Genomic DNA, 15,114 nt, shown 5'->3' with positions numbered 1-15,114 from the left:
GTTCGTGGATTTATGCTATCCTAGTCGGAAAGGAGAACAGCATGGATCCGGTCTCATTGGTCTTTTATGCCTGCGTGTGTGGGGTGCTTGGCTTGGCCGGGCCGAAACTTGGTGCGGCTCCTGTTCGGTTAGGGATTGGGGCTTTGGTGGGGATCGTCGCGGTCACTGCTCTTCCACATGTGAAAACGGTGCTAGGCCTGACTGAGGCCTATGCGACACTATCGCCCTAACCCCATTCCACATCCCCCAAAAAGATATATCCAGCCCCGTAGATGGTTTTGATCAGACGTGGGTTTTTGGGATCTTCTTTAAGCTTGGTGCGTAGGCGCGAGATGCGGACATCCATGGCGCGATCAAAGCTTTCGCCCGCTGCACCTCCCAAGGTTTCCTGCATATGCGCGCGAGAAATAAGGCGTTTGGGGCTTTCAAGGAAGAGCCGCAACACTTCGCCTTCGGCATGACTAAACGGGGTTTCATCCCCGTCACTATCGACCAAAGTATAGCGATCAAAATGCGCGGTCCAACCGTTGAACGTGGCGGTGTCCCCTTGGGCCGCCGCGGCTTTGGGGCCGCGCATACGGGCGCGAATGCGGGCGACAACTTCTGCCGGATCAAAGGGTTTGATGATATAGTCATCAGCCCCAAGTTCGAGGCCGGTGATCTTGTCCTGAACCTGAGCGCGGCCGGAAATGATAATGATAATCGCGCCCTGTTCCAACGCCAGCCGATGCACCACCGAGAGCCCATCGCGATCCGGCAATCCAAGATCAACCAAACAGACATCAGGCGTTGTGCGCCGCAAGGCGGCTTCGAATTCGGTGGCACGGGCAAAGGTCAGGGTGCGAAACCCGGCTTCTGTCAAAGCTTCGGACAGCATGTCGCGAATGGCGGGTTCATCGTCCAAAATGGTGACAAGCGCACTCATGTCTCTTCCTTTCCAAAGCCAAGAAATCGGGCCAGATTGGTGGCGTCAAACGGTTTGGCCAACACCGGGGCACGGGTGCGGGCCTTTTCGTGCAAAGGGTGATCTTGCGGCAATGAGGTCATGAGCCGCAGCGGTAGGTTTGGCAGATGGTCGGCCAGTGTGAAACCGGGGTCTTCGCCTTCGAGAGAAATATCCGACAGGATCAGCGCAATGTCAGGCAGACCTTCGGCCAAGGCGCGCGCTTCGGCGACCGAGGCGGCTTCGACCACGTTGAATTCCAGGTCGGTTAGCATTTCGCGCACGGATGCGCGAATATCGGGGCTGTCTTCGACAAGCAGAACAAGACCGGCCTTGGGCAGGTCGATCGCGGGGCGCAGTGGCAGGCGCAGGCGGATTTCGGCCCCGGTTTCGGTGTTAGACAGGCGCATGTCACCCCCGGCGAGTTTGGTCATGTCATAGACCATCGCGAGCCCAAGTCCGGAGCCTTCGCCGCCTTTGGTGGTGAAGAACGGATCAAGCGCATGGGCCAGCGCGTCGTCGGAAAAACCGGTGCCTGTGTCTGTGACACTGATTTGCAGCCAGGTCTTTTTGAACTCGGTTGCTGTCACCCGAATGGTCCCGGCCTGACCACAGGCATCGCGGGCGTTGAGGATCAGGTTTAAGAGTGCGTCTTGCAGAAGACCATGATCAACCATGAGGCGGTTTTGGGTTTCGTCCACCACTTGTAGCGAAATCGCCGAGGGCAGGGACGGGGTGGCAAGAGTTTGAAGTTCCTTGAGAAAAGGACCGATCAAAAGCGCTTCGGGTTGCCAGCGGCGATGGGCGGTGATGTCGGCGATGCGATTAAGCAACCGCCCCCCACGCCGGGCCGCTTGAAGAGTGGCGGCGATCAAGGGTTCGGCATTGCTCCCCAGATACATCCGCTCAAGCTTGGATTGCATGCCAAGGATGATGGTGAGCAAGTTTGAGAAATCATGCGCCAGACCGCTGGTCAGTTGCGCGGCCATTTCACGACGCCGGGTTTGTTGGAGCGCGGCGCGGGTTTGGGTTTCTTCGGTCACGTCTTGGGACAGGATATAGACGCCCGGTTCCAGCGGATCGGGGGTGAAAACCACGCGAATGCGCCGGGATGAGGCCTCGTGGGTGAATTCAAAGGTGTTTTGTTGGCCCTTCATCGCCGCGTCGAGAAAGGGCAGGACCTTGGCATAGGCCTGATCCCCCAAAGCGTCGCGGATATGGGTGCCCAAAATTTTGGTTGGGCGACCGGGCATGACAAGATGAAGGCGTTTGTTGGAAAAGGTATAGCGGCCATTTTCATCGACACGGGCGATATGGGCCGGCATCATTTCAGTGGTGAGGCGGGTGCGCGCTTCCATTTCGGTTAACTCGCGCCGGGCTTCCATCAATGCCTTGTTGGTGGCGGCGAGGGCGCGGTTGGTGGCCGATAGTTCTTCGGAGCGTTTTAGGACTTCTTCGGAGAGTTGTTCGGAATGAGTGCGCAGCAATTGTTCTTGGGCACGGGTTTCGGTGATGTCGGTGTAGACGGTGACCCAGCCACCTTGGGGGAGGGGGGCACCTTCGATGCTGACGATGCGGCCATTGGCGCGGGTGCGTTCGACGTAATGGGATTGAAAGGCCATAGCGGTTTCAACCCGATCTTTGATAAAGGTTTCGGGGTCATCGACTTCTCCATACTCTCCTCGTGAGACGAGATGGCGAATGGTGTCTTCAAAGCTTGCTCCTGGGGTGGTGAGGCGGTCGGGCAGGTTGAACATTTCCACAAAAGGCGCGTTGCACACCGCAAGGCGTAGGTCGCTGTCATAGATCGACAGAGCTTGTTGAATAAGGTTTAGACCGGCCTGGGTGAGCGCTTGATTGATCATAGGGATGTCGGGTCGCTTGTCCTGCGGACGTCGCCCCACCCGCCATCCCGCAACGTATGTTGCTTCTGATAAGGGGCTGGATTGAGAAGGCTGTCCTTTGGTTGTTGAGGCTAGGGTAACGCGCGACAAAGGGTGGGGCCAAGCGGAAAACTTGCGCTGTTACAATTCGTAAGATTCAGGAAATGTTCAGGAAAAAGTTGACCGACAGTTTGGAGCCTGACCAAATAGGCGGCAGAATCGCATAAGCGATCTGGTCCCACATGGGGGCCGCTGATTGGTGTCGGTTGAGGAGCCGGCATTAGGGAGGACACAACGTGGCTAAGTTGGCTGAGGGCGCAGATGGTCTGTGCTCGGTACCTGCATTATTGCAACGAAACGCTGAGACATTCGGCGACCGTCCCGCTTATCGCGAGAAGGAATACGGGATCTGGCAGAGCTGGACCTGGAAAGAGGCATCCAAAGAGATTGAAGCGCTGGCGCTTGGTCTTTTGAACCTTGGGGTGAACAGAGGGGATCATGTGGCGATTATTGGCCGCAACCGTCCCTATCTGTATTGGTCAATGGTCGCGGCGCAGATGGTTGGCGCGGTTCCGGTGCCTTTGTATGCCGATGCAGTGGCGGAAGAGATGGAATATGTGTTGTCGCATTGCGGCGCACGGTTTGTCATCGCGGCGGATCAAGAGCAGGTCGACAAGGTCATCGACATCCAAGAGCATCTGCATCAGTTCGAGCATATGCTTTATGTCGATCCGCGCGGCATGCGGAAATATGACCACCGGCGGTTGCATGAGTTCAGCCATGTGCAGGATCAGGGTCGTGCGGCCTATGATGAGTTCATCGAAGACCTCAAAATCCGCATGGGTGAGCTGACCTATGACAGCACTTGTGTCATGCTGTATACGTCGGGGACGACGGGCAAGCCCAAGGGGGTTGTTCTGTCAAACCGCAATATCATCGAATCCGCCAAGGCGAGTTCTGAGTTCGATGGGCTGACAGAAAAAGAAGAAATTCTTGCTTACCTACCAATGGCTTGGGTTGGCGATTTTATCTTTTCTTTGGGGCAGGCCTATTGGGCGGGTTTCTGTGTGAACTGTCCGGAAAGTGCCGAGACGATGAAGACGGACCTGCGTGAAATTGCACCGTCTTATTACTTTGCACCGCCAGCGGTTTTTGAGGGTCAGCTGACCCAAATCATGATCCGTATGGAAGATGCGGGCAACTTCAAGAAGAAGATGTTCCATCACTACATGGCGCACGCCCGCAAAGTCGGGCCAGACCTTCTTGAAGGTAAGCCGGTTGGGATGATGGACCGTTTGAAATACGCGGTCGGCGAGTTCATGGTCTATGGGCCGCTGAAAAACGCGCTGGGCTTTTCCAATGTGCGGGTTGGCTATACGGCGGGTGAAGCGATCGGGCCGGAGTTGTTCGATTTTTACCGGTCGCTTGGTATCAACCTCAAGCAGCTCTACGGCCAAACCGAAGCAACGGTTTTCATCACACAGCAGCCAGATGGCGAAGTGCGCTCGGATACCGTTGGTGTTCCTAGCCCCGGTGTCGAAATCCGGATCGAAGATAGCGGTGAAGTGTTTTACCGGTCACCAGGCACATTTGTTGAGTATTACAACAACCCAGAATCGACGGCCGACACCAAGGACGCCGAAGGTTGGGTTGCCACCGGGGATGCGGGTTTCTTTGAGAAAAGCAGCGGGCATTTGCGGATTATCGACCGGATCAAAGACGTTGGTAAAATGTCGGATGGCGGCATGTTCGCGCCCAAATATGTTGAGAACAAGCTGAAGTTCTATCCCAACATTCTTGAGGTTGTGGTGTTTGGTGCCGGGCGTGATCGTTGCACAGCTTTTGTGAACATCGACCTGACGGCGGTGGGCAACTGGGCGGAACGCAACAACATCGCTTATGCGTCTTATCAAGAGCTTGCCGGGCATCCTGAGGTTTTGGACACGATCCAGAGCCATATCGAGGAAACCAATATCTCGATTGCTCAGGACGAAATGCTGGCCGGATGTCAAATCCACCGCTTCTTGATTTTGCACAAAGAGCTTGATGCGGACGACGGTGAAATGACCCGGACCCGCAAGGTGCGTCGCAAGATCGTTGGCGAGAAATTCGATGATCTGGTGACGGCGCTCTATGATGGGTCAGACGAGATTTATACCGAAACGGAAGTCACTTATGAGGACGGCCGCAAAGGGAAGATCACTGCAACATTGCAGATCCGTGACACCAAGGTGCAGGCAGTGGCCGCCAAGATGGCGGCGGAATGATGGGGACGACGCTTGTGCGATGCACATCGCCCCGCCCACCATCCCGCAGCCCCCGCGACTTTAGAAAGAAGACACAGGCATGACAGAGACTGAAGGATACGTCACAGCCGATGGTCGCCAGATTGGCGGTCAGTTGATGGAGCTGAAGAACATCACCTTGAAGTTCGGTGGTGTGACCGCGATCAGCGATATTTCGTTCGACATCCACGAAGGTGAAATTCGCGCGATCATCGGTCCGAACGGCGCTGGCAAATCGTCGATGCTCAACATCATTTCGGGGTTCTACACCCCGACCATTGGCGAACTTTGGTACAAAGGCGAAAAACGCCCGGCAATGAAGCCGTTTGAGATCGCCCGCATGGGGGTTGCCCGGACGTTCCAGAACATTGCCTTGTTCGAAGGCATGACCGTTCTCGACAACGTCATGACCGGTCGTTTGACGCATATGAATGCTGGGATCGGCGCGCAGGCTTTGTGGTATGGCAAAGCCCGTGACGAAGAAATCGCCAACCGTGAAGTGGTTGAAAAGGTCATCGACTTCCTTGAAATCCAGAACATCCGCAAAACGCCAGTTGGCCGTTTGCCCTATGGGTTGAAGAAACGGGTTGAGCTGGCACGGGCCTTGGCGGCGGAACCGTCGATCCTTTTGTTGGATGAGCCGATGGCCGGGATGAACGTTGAGGAGAAAGAGGACATGAGCCGCTTTATTCTTGATGTGAATGACGAATTTGGCACCACGATTTGCCTGATCGAACATGACATGGGCGTGGTCATGGACCTATCCGACCGCGTTGTCGTGATGGATTACGGCAAAAAGATCGGGGACGGCCCACCTGATGAGGTACGCAACAACCAAGACGTCATCGACGCTTATCTGGGGGTGCCGCACTGATGGTCGATAACAACAAAATTGTGAGCGGAGAGTTGTCCCCCGACATTGCCGGCGATCTCATTGAGCGCTGCGTCAACGTCCTGCTTGCGCGGGATATTGGGACAGTATTCGTGGGCGAGGATATCTCTCCGCAAAGCGATGAACCGGCGGAGGCTGACACTGAATGGCGGCGGATCTCGGAGCAGGGGGCCTCGTTTGAAGTCAGACACAAGCGTATGAAGCAAGGAACGCCAACCCGGCGCCGGAGAGGGCCTGTCAATGACAGTTGTGCAGTGGCTTGGAGGCAGCTCTCATCGCAAGATGGCACTGCGCTCAGACACGCGCTGAATGACGGATTTCGTGCTGCGGGTTTCGAGGTTTATCAAACGGTTCCGACAGAAAATGACGGGGCGCAGCCGGAGAATATCGTGTTCGAAACACACAAAGATGGTCTGCCGGTCCGAGGTGCCACATACCGGTTTCCCGACAAGGTGGGTGATCTGGTTTTGGCCGAAGTCAACACGGGCACGCAGGCGCTCTTGAGCCGCGAGGGGCAGTGAAAACTATGCTGAACGACATCTTTATCGCACCGTTTGCCGACATGATTGCGGCACCGGACTTCTTGCTTCAGGTGCTATGGGAAGGGCTGGTTTCCGGCATTCTCTACGCTCTGATCGCGCTCGGCTTTGTTCTGATCTTTCGCTCAAGCCGTATCTTTAACTTTGCCCAAGGCATCATGGTGGTGTTCGCCGCTCTGACGCTTGTCGGTCTACATGCGATGGGCATACCGGCTTGGATCTCGGTTGTTCTGACGCTGGGCGTTATGTTCGTTCTTGCGGTGAGCATTGAGCGTATTGTTCTTCGCCCGCTTGTTGGGCAGCCCGATATCATCCTGTTTATGGCCACAATTGGTATCACGCTATTCCTTATTGGTGGCGGCGAGATCATCTTTGGTGGTGAAAACAAGGTGATGATCTCCGAAGAGTTGGGCATCCCGACCGGCGACACGGTTCTGGAACCTTGGGGCGGCCTTTTGATCCTACAACACCTTGATATCACGGTTGTTGTTGTGGCAACGGCGCTTGTTGCGGCCTTGTTGGCCTTCTTGAACTACACGCAAATGGGCCGGGCGATCCGGGCCTTGGGTGACGATCACCAAGCCGCGCTTTCGGTTGGCATCTCGCTGCAAACCGTTTGGGTTTTGGTCTGGTTCATCGCCGGTATCATTGCGCTGGTCACGGGCATCGCCTGGGGTGCACGGGCCGGGGTGAGCTTTGCCCTAGAGGTCATCGCTTACAAAGCTCTGCCGGTTCTGATGCTTGGTGGTTTGGAATCGATCACAGGTGCCATTATCGGCGGCTTGATGATCGGTATCCTTGAAAAACTGTTTGAGATTTATTGGGGCCAACCGTTGTTGGGCGGCAATACCGAAACATGGTTTGCCTTTGTCCTCGCGCTCTTTGTGCTCTTGTTCCGCCCCCAAGGTCTCTTTGGTGAAAAGATTATCGAACGGGTCTAGCGCAGCGCGGGGCGCGCTGCACAAGATCCAAAATCGGGCGGGGCGTGGAGGAGCGCCCCACCCGTCCCAAAGACTGAGACACAAGACACTAGAATTGGACGTGGAAAACATGGCTAAACTGATTGCAATCCTGAACGTCGTGGCATGGTCCGGCTTCTGGTCTTTTGGATACCTCGCGCTAAGCGCAGGCACCGAAAACCCGAACCAAACCACCATCGCGGTCCTGCTCGCAGCAGGCGGGGCGGCGGTTGGACTTTGGGCATGGCTCTGGCTGGTGCGTCATTCCGAGGCAATCGGATACGCCAAACCCGCCAACCGCGTGCGCATCACCAATGAGGAGATGGTCTGATGCTTTACCGTACCGCTGGCCAGTTCAAGACCAGCTACAAATCCGATCAGGCGCTGTTCCCGATCAAACAAGACGCTTTTTTGTTGGGGGTTATCCTGCTCTTCGCGGTGGTGATCTTTCCACTGACGGCAAGCGAATTTACCTTTCAAACCATCCTAATCCCGATCCTGATCTATTCGCTCGCTGCGCTTGGGTTGAATATCTTGACCGGTTTCGCGGGGCAGCTATCGCTTGGAACGGCGGCGTTTATGGGCGTTGGGGCCTATGCCTGCTACAAGATGGTCACCTTGATGCCGTGGATGAACCCGATCGTCGCGATCTTGTTCTCGGGCGTTTTTAGTGCCGGTGTTGGCGTTGCCTTTGGTATCCCATCCTTGCGGATCAAAGGGTTTTACCTCGCGATTGCCACCTTGGCGGCCCAGTTCTTCTTGGTCTGGCTGTTTGAAAAATGGGCTTGGCTTTATAACTACAACGCCTCGGGCGCGATCCAGGTGCCTAACCTGAAAATGTTCGGTGTTTATATCGCCGGTCCTCAGGCAAGCTCGGTTATGCAATATTTTGTGGTGTTGTTCATCGTCAGCCTGCTGACCATGGTCTGTATCAACCTGACCCGTGGCAACCTTGGCCGGACATGGAAAGCGACACGCGATATGGACATCGCGGCGGAATTGATCGGCATCAACCTGATGAAATCAAAACTGACCGCCTTTGCAGTGTCGTCCTATATCGTTGGTGTGGCTGGTGCTCTGTTCGTCTTTATGTGGCGCGGTGCGGCTGAGCCGAACCTGTTCGACATCCCGCTAAGCTTCCGGGTGCTGTTCATCGCGATCATCGGTGGGCTTGGTTCGGTCATGGGCAACTTCCTTGGCGCGATCCTGATTGTTGGCCTTCCGGTTGTTCTCAACCTGCTGCCTGCCGCCTTGGGCATTCCGATTAGTTCGGCCACGGTTGAGCACCTCAATATCATGTGTATCGGCAGCTTGATCATCTTCTTCTTGATCGTTGAGCCACATGGCTTGGCCCAACTCTGGCGCCTGATCCGCGAAAAACTCATTATCTGGCCCTTCCCGCACTAAGCGGGGCGTGCCCACCCGAACCACCTGAATAATTTCAATATTCGACATCAAAAATCCATGGGAGGAGACAAGATGAAGACTTTTGCAAAAATGGCAGCGGCCGCCGTAGTGGCATCCGTTGTAGCCGGAGCGGCGATGGCCGAGGGCCTCTATACGCCGAACCTCAGCTATCGGACCGGCCCTTTTGCGGCGACTGGTATTCCACTGATGAACGGCCAGAAAGACTATATGGCGATGCTGAACGCCCGTGATGGCGGCGTCGGTGGCGTAGCGATCGACTTTGAGGAATGCGAAACCGGCTATTCCACTGAAAAAGGCGTTGAGTGCTACGAGAAAACCAAAGGCAAAGCGATTGTAACACAGCCGTGGTCGACCGGTATCACCTTGCAGGTTCTGCCAAAAACCAACGTTGACATGATCCCCATCCTGGCTCCGGGCTATGGTTTCTCGCCAATGATGGACGGCAAAACCTTCCAGTGGGCGTTTAACATGCCATCGGGTTATTGGGATGGTGCGGACATGATCCTGCAGTATCTGCAATCTCAGGGCGACCTGAAGGGTAAGAAAGTTGCCTTCCTGCACCTTGACCACCCTTATGGAAAAGAGCCTCTTCCGCTGCTGGAAGCCAAAGCAGAGTCAATGGGTTACGAACTTCTTCCGATCCCTGTTGGTCTGAAAGAAATGCAGAACCAGTCGGCTCAGTGGTTGCAAATCCGCCGCGAGCGTCCTGACTATGTCGTCATGTGGGGCTGGGGCGCGATGAACGCTGGTGCCATCACCGAAGCTGTTAAAACCAAGTTCGACATGTCGAAAATGGTTGGCGTTTGGTGGTCTGGTCACGATGCCGATCTGGCAATCGTTGGCGAGAAAGGCAAAGGCTACAAATCAATCAGCTGGTCCTTCCCTGATGCCGCATCCGGCGTTATGGCCGACATCAAGAAGCACGTTGTAGACGCCGGTCTGTCCGAGTCCAACGAAACCGAGATGAACGGCGTGTTCTACGGTCGTGGTCTGGTTATGTCGATGATCTTGGCCGAAGGCATCAAGGTTGCTCAGGACAAGTATGGCGCAGCCGAAATCAACGCAGAACAGCTGCGCTGGGGTCTGGAAAACATCAACATCACCGAAGACCGTCTGGCCGAGCTGGGCATGTCCGGCATGGTTCCTGCCTTCTCCACATCTTGCGCCAACCACACCGGTCACTCCGGTGGTTGGATGCTGGAATGGGACGGTGCGAAGTTTGTCAAAGTGTCCGATCACCTGGCACCTGACACCGCCGCTTATGTCGATATCGCAAACGCCAAGGCCGCTGAATATGCCGAAGCCAATGCGCCTTGGGCTGTAAACGAAGAGTGCGAAGGCTAATCCGCCTTTTCATCTCCAGCGGCGGCATTGTTCGCCGCTGGAACCCGCGATTTTTGCAAGAGAAGATGCCGCTATGCTAGACGCCGCAAAGACCGACGAGACCCTTCTTGAGGTCAACAATATCGAGGTGATCTACAACCATGTGATCCTCGTTCTCAAGGGCGTAAGCCTGAACGTTAAAAAGGGCGGTATCACCGCGCTGCTCGGCGGCAATGGCGCCGGCAAAACCACCACACTCAAGGCGATTTCGAACCTGTTGCATTCCGAACGTGGCGAAGTCACCAAAGGCTCGATCGTCTACAAAGGAGAAGGTGTTCAAGATCTGGACCCAGCGCAGTTGGTGAAACGCGGTGTTATTCAGGTGATGGAAGGCCGTCACTGTTTTGAACACCTGACCGTCGAAGAAAACCTTTTGACCGGGGCCTATACCCGCAAGGCCAGCAAGGGCGAAATCGACGCCGATTTGCAGATGGTCTATGACTATTTCCCACGTCTCAAGGAACGTCGCCGCTCGCAGGCTGGCTATACCTCGGGTGGGGAACAACAGATGGTTGCCATTGGCCGCGCGCTGATGTCACGACCAGACACTGTTTTGCTTGATGAACCGTCGATGGGTCTTGCGCCACAGCTTGTGGAACAGATTTTTGAGATCGTGAAATCGGTAAACGAAAACGAAGGCGTGTCCTTTCTCCTTGCCGAACAGAACACCAATGTGGCCCTGAAATACGCCCACTACGGTTATATTCTGGAAAATGGCCGCGTGGTGATGGATGGGCTGGCCGCTGATCTGCGCGAAAATCCGGACGTCAAAGAATTCTATCTCGGTGTGTCCGATGACGGGCGTAAAAGCTTCCGTGATGTGCGGTCGTACCGCCGTCGCAAGCGGTGGTTGGCATAACGCCACCTGCATTTGCCACTCAACTGACCAAGAAACCCAAAGGGAGATCAAGCGTGTTCCGACGCTCTCAGTTCAGCTATGCGCGCAAGGGCTTCGTCCCGAGAGTTGCGAATGTTAGGGCGAAAGTCCTGACTTTCGGCGCGCATGCGAATGTCGGCTTCGGTCTCGCTTCCGGGGGCGTAGCGCACCGAGCCACGCGAATGGGCATTGTTCAACAGCTTGCCCCGATGGGCAAAACGCACCCATGCACCGGGTTCGATGGTGCAATTCTCGTAGTTGATCAGGAAGAACCACTTGTCCTGACCGCTATCGCCAATCCGGGCTTCGATATGATCGTAAAAGTCGTTGACGTCCCGCGAGTGGTAGAAGGTGAAATTTGCAAAATTCGCCTCCATGATCGAGGTTTCGGGGCTGAAACTAAGTCGTTCGGCCAACTCATCAGAGGTGTAGTTCGACAGGTTCCCCGACCCGCCGCCCCGGCGCGACGGAAGCTTTTTCAGACGCGCGATGGCTTGGTTCCGACAACTAAACAGGTTGGGATCAAAGTGATCGGTTTGGGCGGCATCGGCGATGCGTGCCGCGGTCTCGGACGACGCATCAAAGCGCACCGTTCCCATACTGTGCGCCAAGTTCAACGCCTTGCCCCGCGAGGCATAGGCGGGCCAGGCGACTTGGTCGATCTGCAATCCATGCAGGTTGACCAGAAAAAACCAAAAGCGGTGCCCGGATGCGGCAATGCTATCTTCGATAAAATCGTAGAACCGATTGGTGACGGCGCTGCTGCAAAAATGGAAGTCGGAAAAATCCGCTTCGAGGGTTTGCAGCTCGTCATGAAACCGCAATCGGTTGGCAAATTCTTGGGTCATGCTCAGGTCTTTCTCGCTGCGCAGTTGCGGCACGTTAAACGACAGACGTTAGCAAGACCTTTTCTTTACAATTCTCATCAAAGTGACAGACGGAGGGTGGCATGAGCACCTATTTCGACGCTTTTGAAACCCGCAGCCAGGACGCGCGTGACGCCGACCAGCTGGAAGGTCTGAACGCTCAATTGGCCCGCAACGGGATGGATCCGGTCAACAGCCTTGCCGATCTGGCCGGGCTACCGGTGTTGCGCAAATCCGATCTGGTGGCGCGCCAAAAGGAACAATCCCCCTTTGGGGGCCTGCCGGTCTCCAACCTTGCGCATGTGTTCCAAAGCCCCGGCCCGATCTATGAACCCGGCGGGGTAAGCCACGATTGGTGGCGGATGGGGCGGTTCCTGCATGCTTGTGGCATCGGTCAGGGCGATATCGTCCAAAACTGTTTTGGCTATCATCTCACGCCTGCGGGCATGATTTTTGAAAGCGGCGCGCGCGCGGTGGGGGCCGCTGTGTTGCCAGCGGGAATCGGGCAAACCGAACTGCAGGCCCGCGCCGCCCATGATGTGGGTGTTACGGCTTATGCTGGCACGCCGGACTATCTCAAGATTATTCTTGAGAAGGCGGACGAGCTTGGTCTTGAGCTTAAAATCACCCGCGCAGCCGTTGGCGGTGGCGCTCTCTTCCCATCACTGCGACAGTATTATGCCGATCGCGGCATCGACTGTTTGCAGTGTTATGCCACCGCCGATCTCGGCAATATTGCTTATGAAAGCCCTGCGATGGAGGGGATGATCGTCGATGAAAACGTCATCGTCGAAATCGTCACCCCCGGCACCGGTGACCCTGTTGCCCCCGGTGAGGTGGGAGAAGTGGTTGTCACCACGCTCAACCCGGATTACCCGCTGATCCGCTTTGCCACCGGTGATTTAAGCGCTGTTATGGATGGGCCAAGCCCCTGTGGCCGCACCAATATGCGCATCAAGGGCTGGATGGGGCGCGCCGATCAGACCACCAAGATCAAGGGCATGTTTGTGCGTCCCGAACAGGTCGCCCAGCTTGTTGCCAAACATGATGACATCGCGCGCGCCCGCGTCGTTGCCTCTCGCGAGGGGGAAATGGACGTCATGACCGTGCGAATCGAAACCGCCGGTGATGATGTCGCGGCGTTTGAAACGTCGGTGGCCGAGCTTTTGAAGCTCAAAGGCCGCGTCGAACTGGTTGAAATCGGCGGATTGCCGCGCGATGGGCTGGTGATCGAGGATGCGCGCTCCTACGACTAACATTCTGTCTTGCCCCATGTCTGACCACCGTTAGGCTTGGGGCAGGAGGACTGTTATGCGTAATTCCTTTATTCCATTTTTAACTGCTTTATTGACGACGACCAGTGTGGCACAGGCCGCTGGCGACGCGCTGGTGATTGGCAATAGCCAATATGACACCATTCAAACCCTCTTTGGCGCGGACCGTATGGACGTCGCCGCCGAGGCACTTCGCAACAAGGGCCTTGATGTCACCGAGTTGCAGGATGCGTCATCTGACGAGATGCGGATCGGGTTTGCCGATTTTCTGAAAGAGCTCGATGAAACCGATAGCCCGGTGGTGATACTGCTGGCCGGGGCGATTGTGCATGGGGCTGGCGGGGCGTATTTGCTGCCGGTTGGTGACCAAGATAGCGCGACACCGGCTCAGGTTTTGACACGGGCCTTTCCAATTGACGCGGCGCTGACGGTTCTTAGCCGATATCCGGGACGTGGGTTTTTGGTGATTGGCGAGACACCAGTGGATATTGATCTGGGCTCCTACCTGACGCAGGGGGCAGGGCGACTTGACCTGCCATCTGGTGTGACGGCCCTTCGTGGGTCTGCCTCTGATATTGTCAGCTTTGCCTCCAAAGAGCTAACCAACGCCGATACGCCGATCCTGACGGCGGCCAATGATTACGGGCTTGATGTTTCCGGCTATATTCCGCGCGATCTTGTCTTGCTGCGCGAGACCGAGGTCGTAGCCCCCGTCGCCCCGCCCAAACCCAAGGTTGACCCGGATGCCGATGTCGCCGCTTGGGAAACCGCCCAGCGTCTGGACAATGCCAAGGGTTACCAAGCTTATCTCGATAGCTTTGCCGAGGGGGCCTTTGCCTCGGCGGCGAAACAACGGCTCAAGGCGATAGAAACCGAACCGTTCTACAAACAACGGCGCGCCGAAGAAGCGCTTGGTTTGAACCGTGATGAACGGCGCAAGATTCAGCGGGACCTGACCATTCTTGATTTCAATCCGCGTGGTATCGACGGGATTTTCGGCCCCGGATCGCGCAAGGCGATTGGCCGTTGGCAGGAATCTGTGGGTGAGGCCCCAAGCACCTATATCACCCGCCCGCAAATTGAACGCTTGGCCGGAGCAGCGGGGAAACGCGCCGAAGAGCTTGAGGCAGAGGCCATCAAGCGCCGCGTCACGCAAGACAAGGCCGACCATGCCCTATGGTCCAAGGTCATGGATCAAGGCACCGAAGTCTCGATCCGCCAATATCTAACCAAATACCCCGATGGTCTGCATGCGGTCGAGGCGCGCAAGCTTTTGCGGGTGATCGAAAAACAACGCGGCGGAGGCGCGGCGGCGGCGGATCAACGTGCGTGGAACGATGCACGCGAGGCTGACACGGTGGCGGCGCTTAATAGGTATCTCAAGGATCGCCCCGGCGGTGCCTTTGCCGCCGAGGCCAAGGCCCGGATTAGCGAGCTGCAGCGCAATGCCAAGCTTGAACGCGACCGTCAGGCGGCGTTGTCCGAAGAACAGGCGCTTGGCCTGAATTCCGTGGCGCGCAAACTGGCGGAATCCCGGCTTGCCAACCTGAAAATGAACCCCGGCCCAGTGGATGGGAAATTTGACAAACGCACCCGCGATGCCATCCGCCGTTACCAAAAGGCGCATAGTTTACGGGTTTCAGGATTTCTGGACGAGCAAACGGTGGTTCAGCTTTTGGCCGGAACGCTGCTCGGGCGGTAATGCGAAGCCGTAGCACCACTGTTGCCGATGGCCAAAATGATCCAACCCGCCTGAAACAAGGGCCTTTGCCGCGTGGCAAGGGG

At 56.2% G+C, this 15,114-nt stretch carries 14 protein-coding genes; 11 read left to right on the top strand and 3 right to left on the bottom strand.

Annotated features, from left to right (window positions below):
• Positions 1 to 41 precede the first annotated feature (41 nt).
• Positions 42 to 230: a hypothetical protein gene (locus AC5EFR_RS17110; protein WP_493576976.1), complete on the top strand. Its 189-nt coding sequence runs from the start codon at positions 42 to 44 to the stop codon at positions 228 to 230.
• Here AC5EFR_RS17110 and AC5EFR_RS17105 read toward each other — a convergent pair.
• Both AC5EFR_RS17105 and AC5EFR_RS17100 read right to left on the bottom strand, forming a co-directional pair.
• Entirely contained in the window at positions 227 to 925 is a 699-nt protein-coding gene (locus tag AC5EFR_RS17105) for a response regulator transcription factor (protein ID WP_493576975.1), read from the bottom strand. The genes AC5EFR_RS17110 and AC5EFR_RS17105 overlap by 4 nt on opposite strands.
• Positions 922 to 2,808, bottom strand: a complete 1,887-nt coding sequence (locus tag AC5EFR_RS17100; protein WP_493576974.1) for a hybrid sensor histidine kinase/response regulator — start codon at positions 2,806 to 2,808, stop codon at positions 922 to 924. Before AC5EFR_RS17100 ends, AC5EFR_RS17105 begins: the two co-directional genes overlap by 4 nt.
• 323 nt (positions 2,809 to 3,131) lie before the next feature.
• Between AC5EFR_RS17100 and AC5EFR_RS17095 the strand changes: the two genes are divergently transcribed.
• The 8 genes from AC5EFR_RS17095 to AC5EFR_RS17060 all read left to right on the top strand — a co-directional run bounded on the left by AC5EFR_RS17095 (position 3,132) and on the right by AC5EFR_RS17060 (position 11,171).
• The gene (locus AC5EFR_RS17095; RefSeq protein ID WP_493577016.1) at positions 3,132 to 5,093 is read left to right on the top strand and encodes an AMP-binding protein; all 1,962 of its coding nucleotides are present in this window, start codon (positions 3,132 to 3,134) and stop codon (positions 5,091 to 5,093) included.
• A 79-nt stretch (positions 5,094 to 5,172) separates the two neighbouring features.
• On the top strand, positions 5,173 to 5,985 hold the full coding sequence (locus tag AC5EFR_RS17090; RefSeq protein WP_493576973.1) for an ABC transporter ATP-binding protein: 813 nt from the start codon (positions 5,173 to 5,175) through the stop codon (positions 5,983 to 5,985).
• Positions 5,985 to 6,524 carry a hypothetical protein gene (locus AC5EFR_RS17085; RefSeq protein WP_493576972.1) on the top strand — a complete coding sequence of 180 codons (540 nt, stop codon included), beginning with the start codon at positions 5,985 to 5,987 and terminating at the stop codon, positions 6,522 to 6,524. The genes AC5EFR_RS17090 and AC5EFR_RS17085 overlap by 1 nt, the downstream gene beginning before the upstream one ends.
• Positions 6,525 to 6,529: 5 nt before the next feature.
• Entirely contained in the window at positions 6,530 to 7,483 is a 954-nt protein-coding gene (locus AC5EFR_RS17080) for a branched-chain amino acid ABC transporter permease (RefSeq protein WP_493576971.1), read from the top strand.
• A gap of 109 nt (positions 7,484 to 7,592) precedes the next feature.
• Positions 7,593 to 7,832 (top strand): hypothetical protein, encoded by a 240-nt coding sequence (locus AC5EFR_RS17075; RefSeq protein ID WP_493576970.1) that lies wholly within the window; start codon positions 7,593 to 7,595, stop codon positions 7,830 to 7,832.
• Positions 7,832 to 8,908 (top strand): branched-chain amino acid ABC transporter permease, encoded by a 1,077-nt coding sequence (locus AC5EFR_RS17070; RefSeq protein WP_493576969.1) that lies wholly within the window; start codon positions 7,832 to 7,834, stop codon positions 8,906 to 8,908. Before AC5EFR_RS17075 ends, AC5EFR_RS17070 begins: the two co-directional genes overlap by 1 nt.
• A 72-nt stretch (positions 8,909 to 8,980) precedes the next feature.
• Complete coding sequence (locus AC5EFR_RS17065) at positions 8,981 to 10,273, top strand: ABC transporter substrate-binding protein (RefSeq protein WP_493576968.1); 1,293 nt, start codon at positions 8,981 to 8,983, stop codon at positions 10,271 to 10,273.
• A gap of 73 nt (positions 10,274 to 10,346) precedes the next feature.
• Positions 10,347 to 11,171 (top strand): ABC transporter ATP-binding protein, encoded by an 825-nt coding sequence (locus tag AC5EFR_RS17060; RefSeq protein WP_493576967.1) that lies wholly within the window; start codon positions 10,347 to 10,349, stop codon positions 11,169 to 11,171.
• Between the two features lie 47 nt (positions 11,172 to 11,218).
• Here the strand turns inward: AC5EFR_RS17060 and AC5EFR_RS17055 are convergent, their stop codons facing one another.
• The gene (locus AC5EFR_RS17055) at positions 11,219 to 12,037 is read right to left on the bottom strand and encodes a hypothetical protein (protein WP_493576966.1); all 819 of its coding nucleotides are present in this window, start codon (positions 12,035 to 12,037) and stop codon (positions 11,219 to 11,221) included.
• Between the two features lie 101 nt (positions 12,038 to 12,138).
• Between AC5EFR_RS17055 and AC5EFR_RS17050 the strand changes: the two genes are divergently transcribed.
• Positions 12,139 to 13,311, top strand: a complete 1,173-nt coding sequence (locus tag AC5EFR_RS17050) for a phenylacetate--CoA ligase family protein (RefSeq protein ID WP_493576965.1) — start codon at positions 12,139 to 12,141, stop codon at positions 13,309 to 13,311.
• A 55-nt stretch (positions 13,312 to 13,366) separates the two neighbouring features.
• On the top strand, positions 13,367 to 15,031 hold the full coding sequence (locus tag AC5EFR_RS17045; RefSeq protein ID WP_493576964.1) for a peptidoglycan-binding domain-containing protein: 1,665 nt from the start codon (positions 13,367 to 13,369) through the stop codon (positions 15,029 to 15,031).
• Positions 15,032 to 15,114 lie beyond the last annotated feature (83 nt).

The sequence above is a fragment of the Pelagimonas sp. genome (assembly GCF_058892305.1).
The sequence above is the reverse complement of the archived record's forward strand: the minus strand, read 5'-3'. Positions and strand labels throughout refer to the sequence as shown.

Excerpts from the sequence above, each read along its gene's own strand:
- AC5EFR_RS17065 (WP_493576968.1), top strand. The coding sequence starts at position 8,981 with ATGAAGACTTTTGCAAAAATGGCAGCGGCCGCCGTAGTGGCATCCGTT.
- AC5EFR_RS17070 (WP_493576969.1), top strand. The coding sequence starts at position 7,832 with ATGCTTTACCGTACCGCTGGCCAGTTCAAGACCAGCTACAAATCCGAT.
- AC5EFR_RS17085 (WP_493576972.1), top strand. The coding sequence starts at position 5,985 with ATGGTCGATAACAACAAAATTGTGAGCGGAGAGTTGTCCCCCGACATT.
- AC5EFR_RS17080 (WP_493576971.1), top strand. The coding sequence starts at position 6,530 with ATGCTGAACGACATCTTTATCGCACCGTTTGCCGACATGATTGCGGCA.
- AC5EFR_RS17050 (WP_493576965.1), top strand. The coding sequence starts at position 12,139 with ATGAGCACCTATTTCGACGCTTTTGAAACCCGCAGCCAGGACGCGCGT.
- AC5EFR_RS17110 (WP_493576976.1), top strand. The coding sequence starts at position 42 with ATGGATCCGGTCTCATTGGTCTTTTATGCCTGCGTGTGTGGGGTGCTT.
- AC5EFR_RS17100 (WP_493576974.1), bottom strand. The coding sequence starts at position 2,808 with ATGATCAATCAAGCGCTCACCCAGGCCGGTCTAAACCTTATTCAACAA.
- AC5EFR_RS17055 (WP_493576966.1), bottom strand. The coding sequence starts at position 12,037 with ATGACCCAAGAATTTGCCAACCGATTGCGGTTTCATGACGAGCTGCAA.
- AC5EFR_RS17060 (WP_493576967.1), top strand. The coding sequence starts at position 10,347 with ATGCTAGACGCCGCAAAGACCGACGAGACCCTTCTTGAGGTCAACAAT.
- AC5EFR_RS17075 (WP_493576970.1), top strand. The coding sequence starts at position 7,593 with ATGGCTAAACTGATTGCAATCCTGAACGTCGTGGCATGGTCCGGCTTC.
- AC5EFR_RS17045 (WP_493576964.1), top strand. The coding sequence starts at position 13,367 with ATGCGTAATTCCTTTATTCCATTTTTAACTGCTTTATTGACGACGACC.
- AC5EFR_RS17090 (WP_493576973.1), top strand. The coding sequence starts at position 5,173 with ATGACAGAGACTGAAGGATACGTCACAGCCGATGGTCGCCAGATTGGC.
- AC5EFR_RS17105 (WP_493576975.1), bottom strand. The coding sequence starts at position 925 with ATGAGTGCGCTTGTCACCATTTTGGACGATGAACCCGCCATTCGCGAC.